Below are 16,593 nucleotides of genomic sequence, written 5' to 3' on the forward strand. Positions count from 1 at the left end.
CTATGGTATTCGGCGCAGCCGTGCATCACTCGGCCTCACCCGCTTTTCCCGGTTCGTAGAACAGGGCGAACAGTTCGGACTGTGAGCCGATCCCGAGCTTTGCGTAAATGTGTTTTCTGTGTGCGCGCACCGTCTCGAATGAAATAGACAATTTCTCCGCCATCGCGCGCGACGAGAATCCGCTCAACGACAGCATGGCCACTTCGATTTCGCGCGTCGTCAACGCGCCGCGTCCGCTCTTGTCCGTCAACATGCCAAAGCGCGCATGCGGGTCTGGCCCCACACTTTCGGTGGCGCGCGGCTCTTGCGGCGCTTCTTTCCACGCGAATTTTTCGAAGCGCAAGCGCTGCTGCATCAAGGCCCGCACCCAGGGCGAGTACAGCGTGAGCGATGCGATTTCGCGCTCGTCGTACCTGCTCGTTTTGCCGAGCGAAAACCCCATTGTGTGATCTCGATCAATCACGACGTTGAAATGCACCTCGTCGCCGACGATATTTTTCTTGAAGTACCGTTCGTAGTATTCGGTCATCCGGAAGTTGTCCGGTGCGACATCGGCGAGCGTGTAGAAACCCGACTCCTGCGTTTCGAATGCGGTGAGATAGAACGGATCGAGCAGATAAAGCGCAGCCAGATAGTCCTGGAACATCAGATCAATCTTGCCGTCGGGCATCGCCTGCTCGGCGAGTACGAGCGGCGTGGCACCGCGCACGAAACACAGCGCAACCCAGCTGTCGAATTCGATATGTCTTTCGAGCACGCGCGTGAGGCGCGCCCAGAAGTGCGGGCCATCGAGGGCATCGATGACCGAACCGATCTCCCGATGAAACGCGAGATCTCGCCACTCCAGGTCCATCATGTCCTCCGGTGAGGGTAACCCTCGTGGGTAATTCCAGGAAAAAAATAATACCTCGATAATCCATCACATTACGAGGCAGCGGCGCAATCTGTTTCGTGCGACGAAGAGTCGTGCGAACGTGCGTACGCAAGTGACATGCTGCCGAAAGGTGTTTGGAAGGAGACATTTTCATGCAGGTAGAACTGGCACAACTCGCGCTCATCGATGGCGACGTCGCGCACAACACGCGCAAGGTGATCGAGGCGATCGAACGGGTTGATGCGACGGGCGGCACGAAACTGATCGTGTTCCCCGAAACGACGTTGTCGGGCTTCCCGACGCGCGAAAACGTCGCCGATATTGCACAGACGCTCGACGGTCCCGCATTGTCCTCGGTGCGCGACGCGGCACGAAAAAAAGGTGTCGCCGTTGCAGTGGGCCTCGCGGAACGCGACGGCAACGCGTTCTACAACACCTCCGTGCTCATCGATGAAAGTGGCGCCATCGCGTTGCGCTATCGCAAGACGCACCTGTGGGCATCGGATGTCGGCGTATTCACGCCGGGTGATCGCTTCGTGACCGGCAAGTGGCACGGTCTCACGGTAGGTCTCCTGATTTGCTACGACATCGAATTTCCTGAAACGGCGCGCGCGGTCGGCGCGCTCGACGCCGATCTGCTGATCGTCACGAACGGCAACATGGATCCGTTCGGTCCGGTGCATCGCCGCGCGATCGCGGCACGCGCGATGGAAAACCAGATGTTCGCGCTGATGGTGAACCGTTGCGGTTCCGGCGACGACAACCTCACGTTCGCGGGCCTTTCCGCAGTCGTCGATCCGTTTGGCGAGACCCTCGTCGAACTCGGCCGCGACGAGATGGTTACGAAGGCGAAGATCGATTTCACGCGTATCGAAGCCAGCCTCGAACATTACAACTATCTGCGCGACGCACGCGTGCCGCTCGGTCTCGTGCCTGTCGAACAAGCGGATGGGAATCGCACGCTGTTGATCGAAGCGACTCGCCGTCGCGACACGTAAGCCCCTTTTAGCCGTTCTTCCGCGACATCGCGCAAGGCCATGTGCCCTGCGCGTGCCTGCTTACCTTCATTAAATGCCAGCTGTACGACAAAAAGGCATTCGTATCGGCCTCCCAAAGGTCAAGGAGACATAATGCAAACGTCGTCATCTTCTGAACCATCTCGTCTTAAGCGCACGCTCGGCCTGCCGTCCGTGCTGCTTTTCGGTCTTGCCTATATGGCGCCGCTGATCGTCTACGGCACCTACGGCGTGCTCGCCAAGGCCAGCGACGACACGGCCGCGCTCGCCTATCTGCTCGCACTGATTGCGATCGGATTCACCGCACTCAGCTACGGCAAACTCGCGCGGCTATTTCCGGTCGCAGGTTCCGCTTACACGTACACGCGCAAGACGTTCAACCCGCACCTCGGTTTCATGATCGGCTGGGCCACGCTGCTCGATTATTTCTTCCTGCCGATGGTGATCTGGCTGATCGGCGCTGCGTATCTCAACGCGGCGTTTCCGCATGTGCCGACCTGGATCTGGATCGTTGCGTTTATCGTGCTGACGAGCGTTTTGAATATCGTCGGCATCGAACTGGCCGCGCGCTTCAATATCGTGCTGATGATCGTGCAGCTGGCGATCACCGCCATGTTCGTCGTGCTGTGCTGGCATTACGCGTCGGCGGCGGCTGGCCCTGGCGGCATCGCGATGGCCGAGCCGTTCTTCAAGCCGCACGTGCCGTTCGGCGCGACGATGGCGGGCGCAGCGATTGCCGCCTATTCCTATCTCGGCTTCGACGCGGTTTCCACGCTCACGGAGGAAACCATTGATCCGACCAAAAACATGCCGCGCGCGATCCTGCTGATTGCGCTGATCGGCGGCGCGATCTTCGTGATTGCAGCGTACACGATGCAGCTCGCGCACCCGGGCGTCGAATTCAAGGACACGGATTCGGCCGCATTCGAAGTGGCGAAGATGATCGGCGGCGATGTGTTCGTGACCGTGTTCCTCGCAGGCCTGATCCTCGCGCAGTTCGCGTCGGGCATCTCGGCGCAGGCGAGCGTCGGCCGGCTGCTCTACGCGATGGGCCGCGACGAGATCCTGCCCAAGCGCGTGTTCGGTTTCATTCATCCGCGCTTTAAAACGCCCGCGTTCAACATCGCACTCGCAGGCATCGTCGGATTGATCGCACTGAAACTCGATGTCGCCACATCGACCTCGTTCATCAACTTCGGTGCGTTCCTCGCCTTCACGGCTGTCAATCTGTGCGTGGTTCGCGTGTACCTGTCGGGCAATCACGGCGGGCTCAAGATCGGCCTGATCGGCGGCGTGATTTTCCCGCTGATCGGCGCGGTGGCCGATATCTGGCTGCTCGCGAGTCTCGAGAAGACTGCGCTCGTGCTCGGCGCCGTGTGGTTCGTGCTCGGGCTTGCGTATCTGTGCTGGATCACGCGCCTGTTCCGCCAGGCGCCGCCCGAAGTGGCAATCTGATCTGAAATCGCGAATCGCTTCAGCGGATCTCGTGATGTGAGCGCGCCGGGAGCACGTGATACGTGCACCCGGCGCGCGTGCTTCATGTCCAGGCCCTGATGCCAGGACCCTGATGCCCGGACGCTGATGCCTGGACCCTAACGCGTAGGCGCATTCACGCGCCGCAAGTAGTCGGCGAGCCTGCGCCCGCTCATGTCGGGAAACGGTTCGAGCACTTCGACGCCGGTCATGCGCGCGATGTCGAAATTGCGGAAATCCTCGCGCAGTTCGCACCACGCGCCGACCGTCCAGCGCGCCCCCCAGTAGACGAGCCCGAGCGGCCACACGCGCCGTTCTGTGTGCGCGCCGAGCCGGTCGCAATAGGCGAAGCGCACGACGAGCCCCGTGTCGACGGCGCGGTGCAGCGCATCCACTTTCTCCGAAAATGCCCGGTCGACGTGATACGACGGCGCGAACACGGCGAGGCGTTCGAGCACCACGCGCTTGTCCGCAGGCATCGCCGCGGCGATTTTCGCCAGCGCGCCGCGTGCGCCGCCCGCGAGCGCCGCGCCGCCCCACGATTCGGCCATGCGCGCGCCGACGGCGAGCGCGGTGAGTTCGTCGGCGGTAAAGGTGAGCGGCGGCAGGCTCGCGGCGCGCGCAAGACGGTAGCCGATGCCCGCTTCGCCTTCGATCGGCACGCCGGACAACTGCAGGTCGCGCACGTCGCGATAGACGGTGCGCGGCGAGACTTCGAGCCACTCGGCGAGTTGCTGCGCGGTGGTGAGACGCCGTCCGCGCAATAGCTCGGCGATGCGGAACAGCCGGTCGGCACGACGGGACATAAGGGCGCGAGGAGTCGACGGAGAAAGGGATCGATGGCCGTCCGGCCGCCGGGCCGCGGCCATCCGCCCATGGCGCGATCATAGCGCCGCTCGTGCGTTAGCCGAGTTTCGGTGCGTGCAGCCCGACGCGGTTGCCTTCGGTGTCGATGAAGAAGCCGATATAGCCGAAATTGTTCGGCAACTCCTGCGCCGGGCCTTGCTTCTTGCCGCCGGCCTTTTCGATGCGGTCGAGCACCGCTGTCACCGAAGGCTGCGCGTTCAGATACACGAGCACGCCCTTGGGATCCGGCTTCGAGTCGCGCGGATTGAACACGATGCAGCCGCCCGTGTGGGATTCGGCGTGGGCGAACAGCGCCATCGGCACGCCGCCGACCACGTCGCGCTGCAACGGCGTATCGAGCGCCGTTTCGTAGAAGCGGGCGGCGCGCTCCAGATCGTACGCAGGGATTTCGAACCACGAGATGACATGGGACATTTCGGTCGACATGATGCGTTCCTCGATTGCGGACTGCTGACGGTGAGTGATGCGGCTTCGCCAGATGGCGTAAGCGAAGTGTGCGGGGGCGCTGCTGACAACGTAGTGTCAGCAGAGGGGCACAGCATGCTTCGAAACATTTGACCGACAAGCTCGTGGATAAGGGCGTGGATGTGCGCTACGCGATTCATCCGGTTGCGGGGCGCATGCCGGGTCACATGAACGTGCTGCTCGCGGAAGCGGAAGTGCCCTACGATCCCGTGTTTGAAATGGATGACATCAACAACAAGTTCGGCCGCACCGGAGTCGTGCTCATGCTCGTGCTCGGCGCGAACGACGTGGTCAATCCGGCGGCGAAGAACGATCCGAAGCCGCCGATTGCGGGCATGCCGATCATCGAAACGTGCAAGGCGCGCACGGTCATCGTGAACAAGCGCACGATGGTGTCGGATTACGCGGGCCTCGACAACGAATTGTTCTACATGGACCAGTCGATGATGGTGTTCCGCGACGCGAACAAGGTGATCGAGGAATCGACGACGATCTGGCAAACTTCCCGAAACACCGACACATGGAGGGCGCTGGTGTCCATCAATGTCAGCGGCACGGAGGGCTACGCCGAGAATGCGCAATCCCTCATCGAGCAATGGCGACACATATCGTTTGCGGAACACCATGCGCCGATCATCCATCTCGTGCCGGTGTCACCGTCCTGCGTCCTCGACGTCGGAGCCGGTATCGGAACCGACGCCGCTGCGTTCGCGGCGATGGGGCATACGGTCGTGGCCGTCGAACCGGTGGACGCGTTGCGAGTGGCAGGAATCAGGCAGCATCAGTCTCCCCGGATTGAATGGCTGGACGATAGCCTGCCGGATCTCGCGACGCTGCGTTCGAGACGAAAGAAATTCGACTTTGTAATGCTATCCGGTGTCTGGATGCACCTTGACGAGCACGAACGTCGCCGGGCGATGCCGAACATCAGCGCTCTTCTGTGCGAAGGCGCCATGCTGGTCATGTCCTTGCGTCACGGCCCCGTTCCGGAAGGCCGGCGGATGTTCGACGTTTCGGCAATAGAGACGATTCAACTCGCGAAGGCTCACGGCCTGCTAACGGTACTGAACGTCCAGACCGAATCTTTCCAGAGCGGAAATCGGCGCATGGGCGTGACGTGGAGTCGCCTTGCTTTCGTCAAGGACGGTGCGCGGGGCTGCCGGGAAGCTTGAACTTCCCGCACGGGGGACCGCTACCAGGAATGGCGAATGTCGGCTCAGGGGGGCGGATTCAACCGGTCGATGCAACACAGTCGAAGCAGCGCTCAGGCGGGCCAGCGTGCGGCGCACATCCTTTGGGGGTGCGCGCCGCCGTTGAATCAGGCGCTAATCAGGCGCTAATCAGGCGTTCTGGCCCGGGTTCGCATTGTCCTGCGCAGGACGTTGACGCACGCTTCCCGCGATCAGATCGAAGCGGAACAGGCGGCATTCGAGCGCGCCGTTATAGAGCGGCGTCTTCGCCGATTCGCGCAGGCGCAGCTGGCCCGGCAGCTTGCGGTCCGAGGTGAGCACGAACGCGCGCCAGCCGGTGAAGCGCTGCTTGAGCGCATCGCCGAGCGCCTGGAAGAATTCGGCGTCGGGTGCGTCGGCATCGGTCTGGGCGCGGCGAAAACCCTCTTCGGCGTCGTCGCGGTCGCGCGATGGCCGCGCTTCGCCGCGCGCGTTGCGCCCGCGCACTTCGATACGCTCGCCATACGGCGGATTCGCGACGAGGATGCCCGGCGCGTCTTCGGGCGGCGTCATGTTGCGCGCGTCGATCTGCTTGAGCGGCACGTTGCCGAAGCCCGCGCGCGCGAAGTTGGCGCGCGCCCTTTCGAGCATCACGTCCGAAATGTCGCTGCCGTAGATGTGCAGACCGGATGTGCGGTTTTGCGCGGTGTTGCGCGCCGTGTTCGCCTCGCTCTTCAGGTAACGCCAGGCGGCCGTGTCGACTTGCTTGAGGCGCTCGAAGCCGAAGCTGCGGGACAGCCCCGGCGCGATGTCGAGCGCGACCTGCGCCGCTTCGGCGAGGAACGTGCCGCTGCCGCACATCGGATCGTAGAGCGGCGTGCCGGGCGTCCAGCCCGTGAGACGCAGGATGCCGGCTGCGAGGTTCTCGCGCAGCGGCGCCGCGCCCTTGTCGAGACGCCAGCCGCGCTTGAAGAGCGGCTCGCCCGACGTGTCGAGATAGAGCGTGCAGTCGCTGGCGGTCAGGAACGCGAACACGCGCACGTCGGGATACGCGGTGTCGACGCTCGGACGCGCACCCGCTTTCGAGCGCATGCGGTCGCAGATGGCGTCCTTCACGCGCAGCGTGGCGAATTCGAGGCTGCGCAGCGGCGATTTGATCGCGGTGATGTCGACGCGCAGCGTTTCGTTCGGCGTGAACCACTGCTCCCAGCGCTGCTCGGCGGCGAGCGCGTAGATGTCCTGTTCGCTGCGATACGGACGCTGGGCGATCTTCAGGAGCACGCGGCTCGCGATGCGCGAATGCAGATTCGCGGCCATGCCGCCGGCCCAGTTGCCGCGGAAGTGCACGCCGCCAGGCACATCGGCGCCGACCTCGAGCGCACCGGGCGGCAAGCGCCGTTGCGCGGTTTCGGCCAGTTCGGCGGCGAGCGCGGTTTCGAGCCCGCGCGGGCAGGGAGCAAAGAATTCGAAGGACATGAAGAAAGACGGGACGCTGCGGGGAAGGCGCTATTGTACGCGGGTTGCGGCGGCGGGCCGCCCGGATGTCGGGCGGCGCGGCCGGACCGCTTGCCGTGCTCCAAAGCGGTGCGGCACTGCCGTGCTTCCGTGCGTCAGTGTGGCCCCTCAGCGCGGCCCCTCAGTGCCGCCCCGCCTTCGCGCCGTCCCGGCTCTTGCGCATCGGCCAGAAGAGGTCGATCGGGCGGCGCACCACGCGCCGTTGCAGCGCGCGCATGAGCGGCCGCACGTCCTTGTGCCGCAGGCCGCGCGAGCGCAGCGCCATCTGCATCGCGAGCCCGAAGCTCACCGTCACGTTGAGCACCGCCATGCTGGCGACGCCCGCCGCGGCCCACCAGAGTTCGGCGGTTTCGAGCGTCGCGGCGCCCAGCACGCCCATCGCGACGCCGATCGCGCCCGCCGAGAGCGTCACGTGGCGCACCTCGAACTGGAACGCGAACGCGGACACGACGGCCGGAACCAGCCCGAGCAGCATCCCGAGCACGACGTTGCCCCAGACACCTCCGGCGTTCGCGCGGCAGAAGCGGGCGAAGCGCGCCGCGCCCGAGGTGCCGAGCGTGAGACGCAGACGCCGGTTCCACGCGAGCGCGTCCTCGACGCGATGCAGCACGAACCAGTTGTCGGCCCATCCGGCGAACACGCTGGAAGCCCACAGCAGCACGCCGGTCAGCGCGGCGTAGAGCGGTGTCGGGCCCGCGAGCGAGAACGACTGCAGCGTACTGTGCGCTTTCTCGGGCGAGATCAGGCTCGCATCGAACAGCCAGCCGAAGACGAGCTGGATCGCGAGGCACGCCGGAAACACGAGCAGGACGTTGCCGAGCACCGCCGCCGCCTGGGTGCGGATCAGCGCCACCACCGACGAAACGAAGCGTGCGCGCCCCGGCGCCTTGCCGGTGCCGTCGAGTTCGCGTGCGAGCGTCGGCGCCGTCATCGCGGGCTGCTTGGTCGCGAGCGAGAAGTGGCAGAAGTGGATCGCGAGAAAGCTGAGCGCGTAGTTGAGGCCCGCGAATACGCCTTCGACAATCGACGGCAGGTGCGCGCCCGTGATACCGAACTTCACGTACACCGTCACCGCCGTAACGAGCCCGCCGCCCGCGGCCATGCGCAGCATGGTCAGATACTCGGCGCGGTTACGGGCGATGTAGTGTTCGCCGGTGTCGGCGCTCAGCTCGACGACCTTGCGCGAGAGCAGCGCGAAGTTGCTGCGCAACAGGTGCGCGACGCTCTGGCTGGCCTGGTTCGCGCTCACCAGATCGGCGACGAGGCGCGCCTGAAGGCGCACGTCATGCGACGCCATCCATGCGTCGAGCAGTTGCTCGGCGCGCTGCACCCGCATGCGCATGCGGTCGACCTGGAACACCGTGTCGACGCGCACGCCGTGACGGTAGAGGTGGGCGAACACATCGTCGGTGGCCGCCCGGCAGCTATCGAGCAGCAGGCGCAACCAGCGCACTTCCTGGAGCAGCCGCTCCGGCTCGCCCGCGTCGCGGGCGTTCTCCACTGCGAGCATCGCGCGGTTCAGGCGGTAGAACGGCAGGCGTTCGACGTCCGCAGGAGCGTCGTCGTCCAGCAGGCGGCTGCGGACCGTCGACGAAAGGCCCGTCGAGCTGATCTGGCTCGTGAGGTTGTGAAGCGCCGTCAACAAATCGACCGGGAAGTCGCCGCGCTGCCGCCCGCGCGGCGTGGCTGCGGCCGCATCGGGTTCGTCTCCCGCAACGGCGGTGGCGGGAAGCGGCGCGCGCGCTTCCTCCGGTTCGACGATCAACGCGTGCAGCCGGGTCAGCAGATCGAGCGGCAGCGTCGCAATCCAGTCGGGATCGCTTTCGTTCGGAAACATCAGCGTGAAGAGCGCCGCGAGGTCGCGCCGGCTCGGTGCGGGCGGGATCAACTGCGCCTGGATGCGCTCGACGAGCGCGCCGGTCAGGCCCGAATGCACGGGCATGCCTGCGTCGCAGAGCAGCGAAATGCTGTCGCTCTCGCGCAGCAGCTTGCGGATGATCGCGCCGACGTTCGCCCGCCACGCGGGATTGCGTTCGAGCACGTGCAGCAGGTAGCGCACGCGCGCGTGTTCGGGCGGCGCGGAGCGCGGTTCGTCGTCGGACGCCGCGCGCCCGAGGTCCGTGGCGTCGAGCGTGCCGCGCCGGTGAATCCAGTGCATCAGCTCGATCAGCCAGTCGCTGCGTTCGGCGTAAGGGGCGTCGGCATCGGCGGCGGCGAGCAGCGCGTCGAGTTGCTGCACTGTGCCGCGCGATGCGCGCCACTTCTTCCAGAGAGATTTGAACGATTGAATCATGGGGCGTAACGTGCCTGCGTTGCGCCTCGGGTGGAGGCAGGTGGCACCCGCGGCACGGTCTGCGCCGTGCAGCAGGCGTGGTGGGATTAGCCGGGCGTCGTGCCCGGCGCGGCGGAGGAGGTGGACGATCCGGCTGCGGCAGCGGGTGCCGTGGCCGGGCAGGGGATGAGGGCGGCAGGCGGTGCGTGGCGGGTGCGCTTCGCGCCGCCAGACGCCGGTTGCTGTTGTGTCTGCGGTTGCGTCTGCGCTTGCGTTTGGGCTTGAGTCTGGGCCGCGAGCGCGCGCACGCCGCTTGCGATTGCCGTCGACAGTGCCGCAACCGCGCGCCGGTGCCCGGTGACGAGCGCGTCGTAGCCGTCGCCGACCGGTTCGTTGAGCACGCTGCGGCAGGTCATGACCGTCTGCGTCGCGAGTGAGCGCACGCTCCATACGGCGTCGACGAGCGCGTGCGAGCCGGGCCACGATTCGAAGCGCTGCACGTTGACGCTCACGCGGTAGACCGGCACACCTTCGGGATGCGGCGAGCCGTAGACGTCGATGGTGCGGAGCTGCTGCGTGAGGTCGCCCGACAGCGCGCGGCGGATCTCGTCGCCCGGCATCGACGCCCAGCGCTGCTGTTCGAGCACGAGAACCCGGGTCGCGTCGGTCTGCACGACGAACTGCGGTTTCGCGACTTGCGGCGGCACGTTGACCGGCGCGAGTTCGATCAGCCACGCGGGGTTGCCCGTGGTGGCCGATGTTGCCGCAGGCGCGGCGTCGTCGCTCGGGCTCAGCGTGTAGAAGTGGCTCGGCGGCGAGGCGCAACCGGCCAGTAGTGTGGCTACCGCGGTGGCCGCCGCTGCGGTGGCGAGCGCCGCCGCGCGGGCGGCGTGCCTGGTGATTGCGGCGATTGCGGCGATTGTGCCGATTCCGGCGCGGTGGCCGGTCCTGCCGGCGTGCCGGGGAGGGAGCCGGTCGAACGTCATGGCTTGTCTCCTGATTTGCCGCGCAGCAGCGATTCGGGATGGCGCTCCAGATAATCCGAGAGCGAGTTGAGCGACTGCAGCGTGCGCGTCAGTTCCTGCATCGCCTGATGCACATCGGACTGCAGCGGCGAATCCTGCTGCAGCGTCGCCTGCGCCGCGCTGAAGGTCTTCTGGGCTTCACCCAGCGTGCCGCGCAACTGCGGCAGCAGTTCGGTGTTCACCTGGGCGAAGAGCTGGTTGGCGCTCTTGAGCGAATCGTTCAGGTTCGAACCGATCTGGTCGAACGGTATCTTGTCGAGCTTCTTCGCGATGTCGGCCACCTGGAGCTGCAGTTCTTCCAGCGAGTTCGGAATGGTCGGCAGTTCGAGCGGGTCGTGATCGAGATCGGTGTGCGACGGCGCAGCCTTCGGGAAGATGTCGAGCGCGACGTAAAGCTGGCCCGTGAGCAGGTTGCCGGTGCGCAACTGCCCGCGCAGTCCGCGCGCGACGAGGCGCTTCATCAGTTCGTGGGCCTGCGGCGTATGCGGCGGGGGCGGCTGGCCGCGGCCGCGGCGCGACAGGCGCAGCGGATACAGATCCATCGCGACCGGCATCGTGAAGTTGTGCTCCTTCGCGTCGTACTCGATGCCGATGTCGGTGACCTGGCCGAGCACGATGCCGCGGAAGTCCACCGGCGCGCCGACCGCGAGCCCGCGCAGCGACTGGTTGAAGTACATGACCACGTGCAGCGGCGCGCCGTCGGGCTCGCGCATCGCCTCGACTTCGTCGGAGGCGAGCGTGAACACGGAACTGTCGGGCGCCTGCGGCCCCGCCGACTGACCCGGCGGCGCCTGGAACGCGAGGCCGCCCACCACGACGGTCGCGAGCGACTGCGTGTTCACCTTGATACCGTTCGAATCGAGTTGCACGTTCACGCCGCTCGCGTGCCACCAGCGCGTGTTGGTGCCGACGTACTGGTCGTACGGCGCGCTCACGAACACGTGCACCGTGACGCCGGTGCCGTCCTTGTCGAGCGAGTAGCCGGTGACCTGGCCCACCTGGATGCGCCGGTAGAAAATCGGCGTGCCGATGTCGAGCGAGCCGAGCGTCTCGCTGTGCAGCGTGTAGCGGTGGCCTTTCTGGTCGATTGTGACGGCGGGCGGCGCTTCGAGCCCGACGAAGTCCGTGGCGGATTCGGTCGAGCGGCCCGCGTCGGCGCCGATGTACGAGCCCGAAAGCAGCGTCGAGAGCCCCGAAACGCCGCTTGCGCCGATGCGCGCGCGCACGACCCAGAAGCGGCTGTCCTTCACGGCGAACGCTTCGGCGTCCTTGGTCAGCTCGACGGTGACGAGCACGTGCGAGAGGTTCGGCGAGAGCTTGATCGCGCGCACCGAGCCGATGTCGACGTCCTTGTACTTCACCTTGGTCTTGCCGGGTTCGAGGCCTTCGGCGTTCGCGAAGCTGATCGTGATGGTCGGACCGCGCATCGCCACCGACTTCACGACGAGCGCCACGCCGATCAGCGCCGCGACGAGCGGCACGATCCAGACGAGCGAGGGCAGCCAGCGCTTCGGTCTGACGATTTCCGGCTCGGGCAGATCGGGCGGGAGCGGGCCGCCCCCGCTGGGTGGGGTCGGTCCTTTCGGGTCACTCATGAGGATGATCCTGAGTAGAGGGCTCGGGTGCTTGCGTGCCGGTTTGCCTGTCTTCGTCGACGGGGTCCCAGATCAGGCGCGGATCGAACTGCATCGACGCCATCATGGTCAGGACCACCACCGAGCCGAACGCAATCGCGCCCGGACGCGCCGTGATCACGGCCAGCGACTGAAAACGCACGAGCGCGACGGTCAGCGTGACGACGAAGACGTCGAGCATCGACCAGCGGCCGATGAACTCCACGAGCCGGAAGAGCTTCGCCCGCTCGACGGGGCGCCACTTCGAGCGGCGTCCGGCGGTGAGCGAGAGGAGCACGAGCACCGAGAGCTTGAGCATCGGCACGAGAATGCTCGCGATGAACACGACGATCGCGAGCGGCCATGAGCCCGAGGTCCAGAAGTAGACGACGCCGCTCATGATCGTGTCGTCTTCTTCGCCGACGAGCGAGGCCGTGTGCATGACCGGCAGCAGGTTGGCGGGAATGTACAGCAACGCGGCGGCGATGAGGAGCGCCCACGTGCGCGTGAGGCTGTCCGGGTGGCGCTCGTGGAGTGTTGCGCCGCAGCGCGCGCAGGGCGACGGGGCGACGCTGCGCGGGCGTGGCTGGACGCGCCCGCAGGAGCGGCACGAGACGAGACCAGCAACGGAAGCGGTCAGGTATTTCATCGGTTGCCTCAGTGCGGGGACGCGCCCGTCGGGTTCGGACCGGGGCGCGGCGGCCTGGGCGCGGCGGGGCCGTGGATCTCGGGCCCTGCTAGCGGCCCGGACGACGGGCCTGAAAGCGGGCCTGAAAGCGGACCTGATAGCGGACCTGATAGCGGACCTGATAGCGGGCCTGATAGCGGGCCTGATAGCGGGCCTGATAGCGGACCGCCCGGACCATCGGGGCCATGCGGTGCGCTTCCGGGTGCGCTACCGCCCGCACCACCGCGCCCGCCTGCGCGCTTTGCCTGCTCACGCGCACGCAGGACGTCGGCGATATCCCAGAGCGTGCGCGCGTCGAATGTGACGACCACGGTGAACATCAGCGTGAGCGCGCCGAATGCGAAGAGCGCCGTTTCCGGAATCACGCGCGCGAGGCTCACCATCTTTACGATCGTGATCAGCACGCCGAGCATGAACACTTCGAGCATGCCCCAGGGCCGCACGAATTCGATCGCGCGCAGCACGCGGTTGAAGCCCGGCGGCACGACGCCGCGCCGCACGGGCAACAGCACGTAGAGCAGGGCGACGAGTTCGGTGAGCGGAAAGAGGATCGTGGCGCAGAACACCATCAGCGCGACGATCTGCATGTCCTCGCTCCACAGCACGAGGAGCGCGCCGAAGAGACTCGATTCGGACGTGATGCCGTTGGCGTCGAGTTCGATGATAGGAAACGATTGGGCGATGATGAACGTGACGAGCGCGGCGAGCGTCATCGCGCAGATGCGGTCGAGCTGCGCGGAGCCGCTGCTATAGAGGGTCGCACCGCAGCGGGAGCAGCGCGCGGTCTGCCGGCCGAGCAGACGCGGCTTGCGATAGAGCGCGTCGCAGTCGTGACACGCGATCAGGTGTTCGTAGGCCATGCTCGCAGATGACGCAAATCGACGTGAACGGGACGAACGGCGCGGGTGCGCGCGAAACAGGTTCGGGGTTCGCCGCAGCTTCGTGCAATGTTACCAAACGCGGGCTGCGGCGTGCCGTGGTGCTCTCCGTCCGCGCCCCGCCTGCAAGGCGTGCCACGAGGCGCTGCTGGAGTAGCATGACGGGCCAGGAGTGTGCCACGTTTAGGCGTTCGACGCTGGCGAGCCGCGCACGAGGTCCGCAACTTGCGAATGCGTGGAATGGTGCAGCCTGCTGTCGCGTTAAATGACAATAACCGATCAACAAGCTGGCTGGAACGGCTAACGATCCCTATGTCGCACGATTTGGCCCCGCCCGAAGACTACACCCGCACCGCGATTGCGCTGCACTGGGTCATGGCGCTCCTGATCGTGTGTGCGTTCGCGCTCGGCTGGGTGATGACGGGTATTCCCGGGATCACGCCCAACAAACTCCGTTACTACGCCTGGCACAAGTGGATCGGCGTCACGATATTCGGCCTCGCCGTGCTGCGCGTGGCCTGGAGCGCGACGCACCGCGCACCCGCGCTGCCGCCGGGCATGTCGCGCTGGCAGCGCGCGGCGGCGCAAGGAGCGCACGTGCTACTGTATTTCCTGATGTTTGCCGTTCCGATCACCGGCTACCTTTTTAGTTGCGCGGCCAACGTACCCGTCGTCTATCTCGAGCTCGTGCGCCTGCCGATGCTGATCGGCCCCGACCCGGTGCTGAAGCCGATCCTGCGCCTCGTGCACGTCGCGCTGAACTACACGCTCGCCGCGCTCGTGGCGGTGCATGTGGCGGCGGCGCTCAAGCATCATTGGCTGGACCGCGACGGATTGCTTGCGCGGATGATTCCTGTGCTCAGACGAGGGCGATCATGAATGCGAGCTTCGGATGGACGAGACACCGTCCTGCGGCCGTGCTGGCGCTCACGGCGGGTTGGGCTGCGGCGCTTGCGTCGGTGGGCGGCGCGCAGGCGCAGATCGATGCGGCGAAGAGTACGTTAGTCGCGGTTTCGCGGCAGATGAGCGTGCCGGTGGAAGGCCGCTTCACGAAGTTCGACGCGCAGATCGCCTTCGATCCCGCGAAGCCGCAAGCAGGCACGGCGCGCATTACGGTCGAAACCGGCAGCTACGATCTCGGCGACGCGAGCTACAACGATTCCATTCGCGGTCCTGAATGGTTCGATGCGAAGGCCTGGCCGCAGGCCACGTTCGTTTCGACTTCGGTTGCGCCGACCGGGCCAAACCAGTTTCGCGTGAACGGCAATCTCACGATCAAGGGGCACACCGAGGCCGTGGCCGTGCCGATTGTGCTCACGCAGCAGGGTGCGACGAAGATCTTCGACGGCACGCTGCCTATCCATCGGCTCGCGTTCAACGTCGGCACCGGCGAGTGGAAAGACACGTCAACCGTCGCCGACGAAGTGTTGATCAAGTTTCACATCGTCGCCGCGCCCAAATAGCGCGGCGGCGCGCCGGGCCTTCGTCGCGGCCTTCACCTCGCCTTGTCCTTGCCTTGACCTTGCCTTTATCGTGTCTTAGCCGTGCAAACAAGGAGGCGTCTTTGAATATATCGTTGCGCGTTACCGCCCGGTCCGTCGCTGCCGCGTGCCTCGCGTGCGTCCTGTCGTGCACCTTGTTGTGGGCCGCTTCGGCACGTGCCGCCGACACCTACCAGCTCGATCCGAAAGTAGTGCAAATAAAGTAGCGCAAATGAAAAAGCCGGTTCGCGAGAACCGGCCTTTTCGTTGATCGAACCGAACGGGCTTAAAACCGAACAGGCTTAAACCTGCGCGCCCGCGTTGGGATCGTTCGGATCGTACTTGTCCTTCTTTTCCTTGATGAGGTCCTCGCGCTTCACGCCGAGCCACATCGCGATTGCCGCCGCGACGAATACCGACGAGTAGATGCCGAAGAGAATACCCACCGTCAGCGCAAGTGCGAAGAAGTGCAGCGTCGGGCCGCCGAAGAAGAACATCGAGAGCACCATCATCTGCGTACAGCCGTGGGTGATGATGGTTCGCGACATCGTGCTCGTGATCGCGTGGTTGATGACCTCCGCAACGGTCATCTTGCGTTCGCGCCGGAAGGTTTCGCGAATCCGGTCGAAGATAACGACCGACTCGTTCACCGAGTAGCCGAGCACCGCGAGCACGGCGGCCAGCACCGAGAGCGAGAACTCCCACTGGAAGAACGCGAAGAAGCCGAGAATGATCACGACGTCGTGCAGGTTTGCGATCACGCCGGCCACGGCGTACTTCCATTCGAAGCGGAACGACAGGTAGATGATGATGCCCGCCACCACGCACGCGAGCGCGAGCAGGCCGTCGGTGGCGAGTTCCTTGCCGACCTGCGGGCCGACGAACTCCACGCGCTGAAGCTGCACCTGCGAATCCGCGGCCTTGAGCGCGCCCATGACCTGGTCGCTCTGTTGCGCGGACGTGAGCCCTTGCTTGAGCGGCAGGCGGATCAGCACGTCGCGCGAGGTGCCGAAGTTCTGCACCTGGGCGTCGCCGTAGCCGAGCTTCGTGAGCGTGCCGCGCACGGGCTCGAGTTCGGCCGCCTGCGGATACTGCACTTCGATGACCGTGCCGCCCGTGAACTCGATCGACAGATGCAGGCCGCGGTGGAACAGGAAGAACACCGCCGCGATGAACGTGATGAGCGAGATCGCGTTGAAGATCAACGCGTGCTTCATGAACGGGATGTCTTTGCGGATGCGGAAAAATTCCATGATC

Annotated in this window: 15 protein-coding genes and 1 pseudogene; 6 read left to right on the forward strand and 10 right to left on the reverse strand. The window is 65.4% G+C overall.

Features of this window, described 5'->3' with window-relative positions; genetic code table 11:
* Window positions 1-25 precede the first annotated feature (25 nt).
* A complete protein-coding gene (locus Q0L30_RS05365) occupies window positions 26-853 on the reverse strand; it encodes a response regulator transcription factor (protein WP_296652424.1) in 828 nt (275 codons plus the stop codon).
* A gap of 173 nt (window positions 854-1,026) precedes the next feature.
* On the opposite strand from Q0L30_RS05365, the gene Q0L30_RS05370 reads away from it, so the two are divergent.
* Both Q0L30_RS05370 and Q0L30_RS05375 read left to right on the forward strand, forming a co-directional pair.
* On the forward strand, window positions 1,027-1,872 hold the full coding sequence (locus tag Q0L30_RS05370; protein WP_296652233.1) for a carbon-nitrogen hydrolase family protein: 846 nt from the start codon (window positions 1,027-1,029) through the stop codon (window positions 1,870-1,872).
* A gap of 132 nt (window positions 1,873-2,004) precedes the next feature.
* Window positions 2,005-3,345 (forward strand): APC family permease, encoded by a 1,341-nt coding sequence (locus tag Q0L30_RS05375; protein WP_296652236.1) that lies wholly within the window; start codon window positions 2,005-2,007, stop codon window positions 3,343-3,345.
* A gap of 137 nt (window positions 3,346-3,482) precedes the next feature.
* On the opposite strand, the gene Q0L30_RS05380 is transcribed toward Q0L30_RS05375, so the two are convergent.
* Together Q0L30_RS05380 and Q0L30_RS05385 are read right to left on the reverse strand one after the other, a co-directional pair.
* Window positions 3,483-4,169 (reverse strand): YafY family protein, encoded by a 687-nt coding sequence (locus tag Q0L30_RS05380; protein ID WP_296652239.1) that lies wholly within the window; start codon window positions 4,167-4,169, stop codon window positions 3,483-3,485.
* 97 nt (window positions 4,170-4,266) lie between these two features.
* Complete coding sequence (locus Q0L30_RS05385; protein ID WP_296652242.1) at window positions 4,267-4,656, reverse strand: VOC family protein; 390 nt, start codon at window positions 4,654-4,656, stop codon at window positions 4,267-4,269.
* Window positions 4,657-4,763: 107 nt separating this feature from the next.
* On the opposite strand from Q0L30_RS05385, the pseudogene Q0L30_RS05390 reads away from it, so the two are divergent.
* Window positions 4,764-5,177 (forward strand): annotated as a pseudogene (locus Q0L30_RS05390) (NAD(P)(+) transhydrogenase (Re/Si-specific) subunit beta); the annotation flags it as partial.
* A 168-nt stretch (window positions 5,178-5,345) separates the two neighbouring features.
* On the forward strand, window positions 5,346-5,867 hold the full coding sequence (locus tag Q0L30_RS05395; RefSeq protein ID WP_367277776.1) for a class I SAM-dependent methyltransferase: 522 nt from the start codon (window positions 5,346-5,348) through the stop codon (window positions 5,865-5,867).
* 168 nt (window positions 5,868-6,035) lie between these two features.
* Here Q0L30_RS05395 and Q0L30_RS05400 read toward each other — a convergent pair whose 3' ends face one another.
* The 6 genes from Q0L30_RS05400 to Q0L30_RS05425 form a co-directional block, all read right to left on the reverse strand.
* Entirely contained in the window at window positions 6,036-7,340 is a 1,305-nt protein-coding gene (locus Q0L30_RS05400; RefSeq protein WP_296652245.1) for a class I SAM-dependent RNA methyltransferase, read from the reverse strand.
* A 160-nt stretch (window positions 7,341-7,500) separates the two neighbouring features.
* Window positions 7,501-9,672, reverse strand: coding sequence for a site-specific recombinase (locus Q0L30_RS05405; protein ID WP_296652249.1), 2,172 nt, complete (start codon window positions 9,670-9,672; stop codon window positions 7,501-7,503).
* An 86-nt stretch (window positions 9,673-9,758) separates the two neighbouring features.
* On the reverse strand, window positions 9,759-10,637 hold the full coding sequence (locus tag Q0L30_RS05410) for a membrane integrity-associated transporter subunit PqiC (protein WP_296652253.1): 879 nt from the start codon (window positions 10,635-10,637) through the stop codon (window positions 9,759-9,761).
* Window positions 10,634-12,271: an MlaD family protein gene (locus Q0L30_RS05415; protein WP_296652256.1), complete on the reverse strand. Its 1,638-nt coding sequence runs from the start codon at window positions 12,269-12,271 to the stop codon at window positions 10,634-10,636. Before Q0L30_RS05415 ends, Q0L30_RS05410 begins: the two co-directional genes overlap by 4 nt.
* Window positions 12,264-12,938: a paraquat-inducible protein A gene (locus tag Q0L30_RS05420; RefSeq protein ID WP_296652258.1), complete on the reverse strand. Its 675-nt coding sequence runs from the start codon at window positions 12,936-12,938 to the stop codon at window positions 12,264-12,266. The genes Q0L30_RS05415 and Q0L30_RS05420 overlap by 8 nt, the downstream gene beginning before the upstream one ends.
* 8 nt (window positions 12,939-12,946) lie before the next feature.
* Window positions 12,947-13,837, reverse strand: coding sequence for a paraquat-inducible protein A (locus Q0L30_RS05425; RefSeq protein WP_296652261.1), 891 nt, complete (start codon window positions 13,835-13,837; stop codon window positions 12,947-12,949).
* A gap of 330 nt (window positions 13,838-14,167) precedes the next feature.
* Here Q0L30_RS05425 and Q0L30_RS05430 point away from each other — a divergent pair, with 330 nt between their 5' ends.
* Together Q0L30_RS05430 and Q0L30_RS05435 are read left to right on the forward strand one after the other, a co-directional pair.
* Window positions 14,168-14,734, forward strand: coding sequence for a cytochrome b (locus Q0L30_RS05430; protein WP_296652264.1), 567 nt, complete (start codon window positions 14,168-14,170; stop codon window positions 14,732-14,734).
* A complete protein-coding gene (locus Q0L30_RS05435; RefSeq protein ID WP_296652267.1) occupies window positions 14,731-15,318 on the forward strand; it encodes a YceI family protein in 588 nt (195 codons plus the stop codon). Before Q0L30_RS05430 ends, Q0L30_RS05435 begins: the two co-directional genes overlap by 4 nt.
* A gap of 320 nt (window positions 15,319-15,638) precedes the next feature.
* Here the strand turns inward: Q0L30_RS05435 and secF are convergent, their stop codons facing one another.
* Window positions 15,639-16,589, reverse strand: coding sequence for a protein translocase subunit SecF (secF, locus tag Q0L30_RS05440; RefSeq protein ID WP_296652270.1), 951 nt, complete (start codon window positions 16,587-16,589; stop codon window positions 15,639-15,641).
* Window positions 16,590-16,593: the final 4 nt, after the last annotated feature.

Source organism: Paraburkholderia sp., assembly GCF_024281035.1.
Classification (GTDB): Bacteria; Pseudomonadota; Gammaproteobacteria; order Burkholderiales; family Burkholderiaceae; genus Paraburkholderia.

What these genes read in the sequence shown, in the direction of transcription:
- Q0L30_RS05365 (WP_296652424.1), bottom strand. Translation starts at nt 853, where the DNA reads ATGGACCTGGAGTGGCGAGATCTCGCGTTTCATCGGGAGATCGGTTCG.
- Q0L30_RS05370 (WP_296652233.1), top strand. Translation starts at nt 1,027, where the DNA reads ATGCAGGTAGAACTGGCACAACTCGCGCTCATCGATGGCGACGTCGCG.
- Q0L30_RS05375 (WP_296652236.1), top strand. Translation starts at nt 2,005, where the DNA reads ATGCAAACGTCGTCATCTTCTGAACCATCTCGTCTTAAGCGCACGCTC.
- Q0L30_RS05380 (WP_296652239.1), bottom strand. Translation starts at nt 4,169, where the DNA reads ATGTCCCGTCGTGCCGACCGGCTGTTCCGCATCGCCGAGCTATTGCGC.
- Q0L30_RS05385 (WP_296652242.1), bottom strand. Translation starts at nt 4,656, where the DNA reads ATGTCGACCGAAATGTCCCATGTCATCTCGTGGTTCGAAATCCCTGCG.
- Q0L30_RS05400 (WP_296652245.1), bottom strand. Translation starts at nt 7,340, where the DNA reads ATGTCCTTCGAATTCTTTGCTCCCTGCCCGCGCGGGCTCGAAACCGCG.
- Q0L30_RS05405 (WP_296652249.1), bottom strand. Translation starts at nt 9,672, where the DNA reads ATGATTCAATCGTTCAAATCTCTCTGGAAGAAGTGGCGCGCATCGCGC.
- Q0L30_RS05410 (WP_296652253.1), bottom strand. Translation starts at nt 10,637, where the DNA reads ATGACGTTCGACCGGCTCCCTCCCCGGCACGCCGGCAGGACCGGCCAC.
- Q0L30_RS05415 (WP_296652256.1), bottom strand. Translation starts at nt 12,271, where the DNA reads ATGAGTGACCCGAAAGGACCGACCCCACCCAGCGGGGGCGGCCCGCTC.
- Q0L30_RS05420 (WP_296652258.1), bottom strand. Translation starts at nt 12,938, where the DNA reads ATGAAATACCTGACCGCTTCCGTTGCTGGTCTCGTCTCGTGCCGCTCC.
- Q0L30_RS05425 (WP_296652261.1), bottom strand. Translation starts at nt 13,837, where the DNA reads ATGGCCTACGAACACCTGATCGCGTGTCACGACTGCGACGCGCTCTAT.
- Q0L30_RS05430 (WP_296652264.1), top strand. Translation starts at nt 14,168, where the DNA reads ATGTCGCACGATTTGGCCCCGCCCGAAGACTACACCCGCACCGCGATT.
- Q0L30_RS05435 (WP_296652267.1), top strand. Translation starts at nt 14,731, where the DNA reads ATGAATGCGAGCTTCGGATGGACGAGACACCGTCCTGCGGCCGTGCTG.
- secF (WP_296652270.1), bottom strand. Translation starts at nt 16,589, where the DNA reads ATGGAATTTTTCCGCATCCGCAAAGACATCCCGTTCATGAAGCACGCG.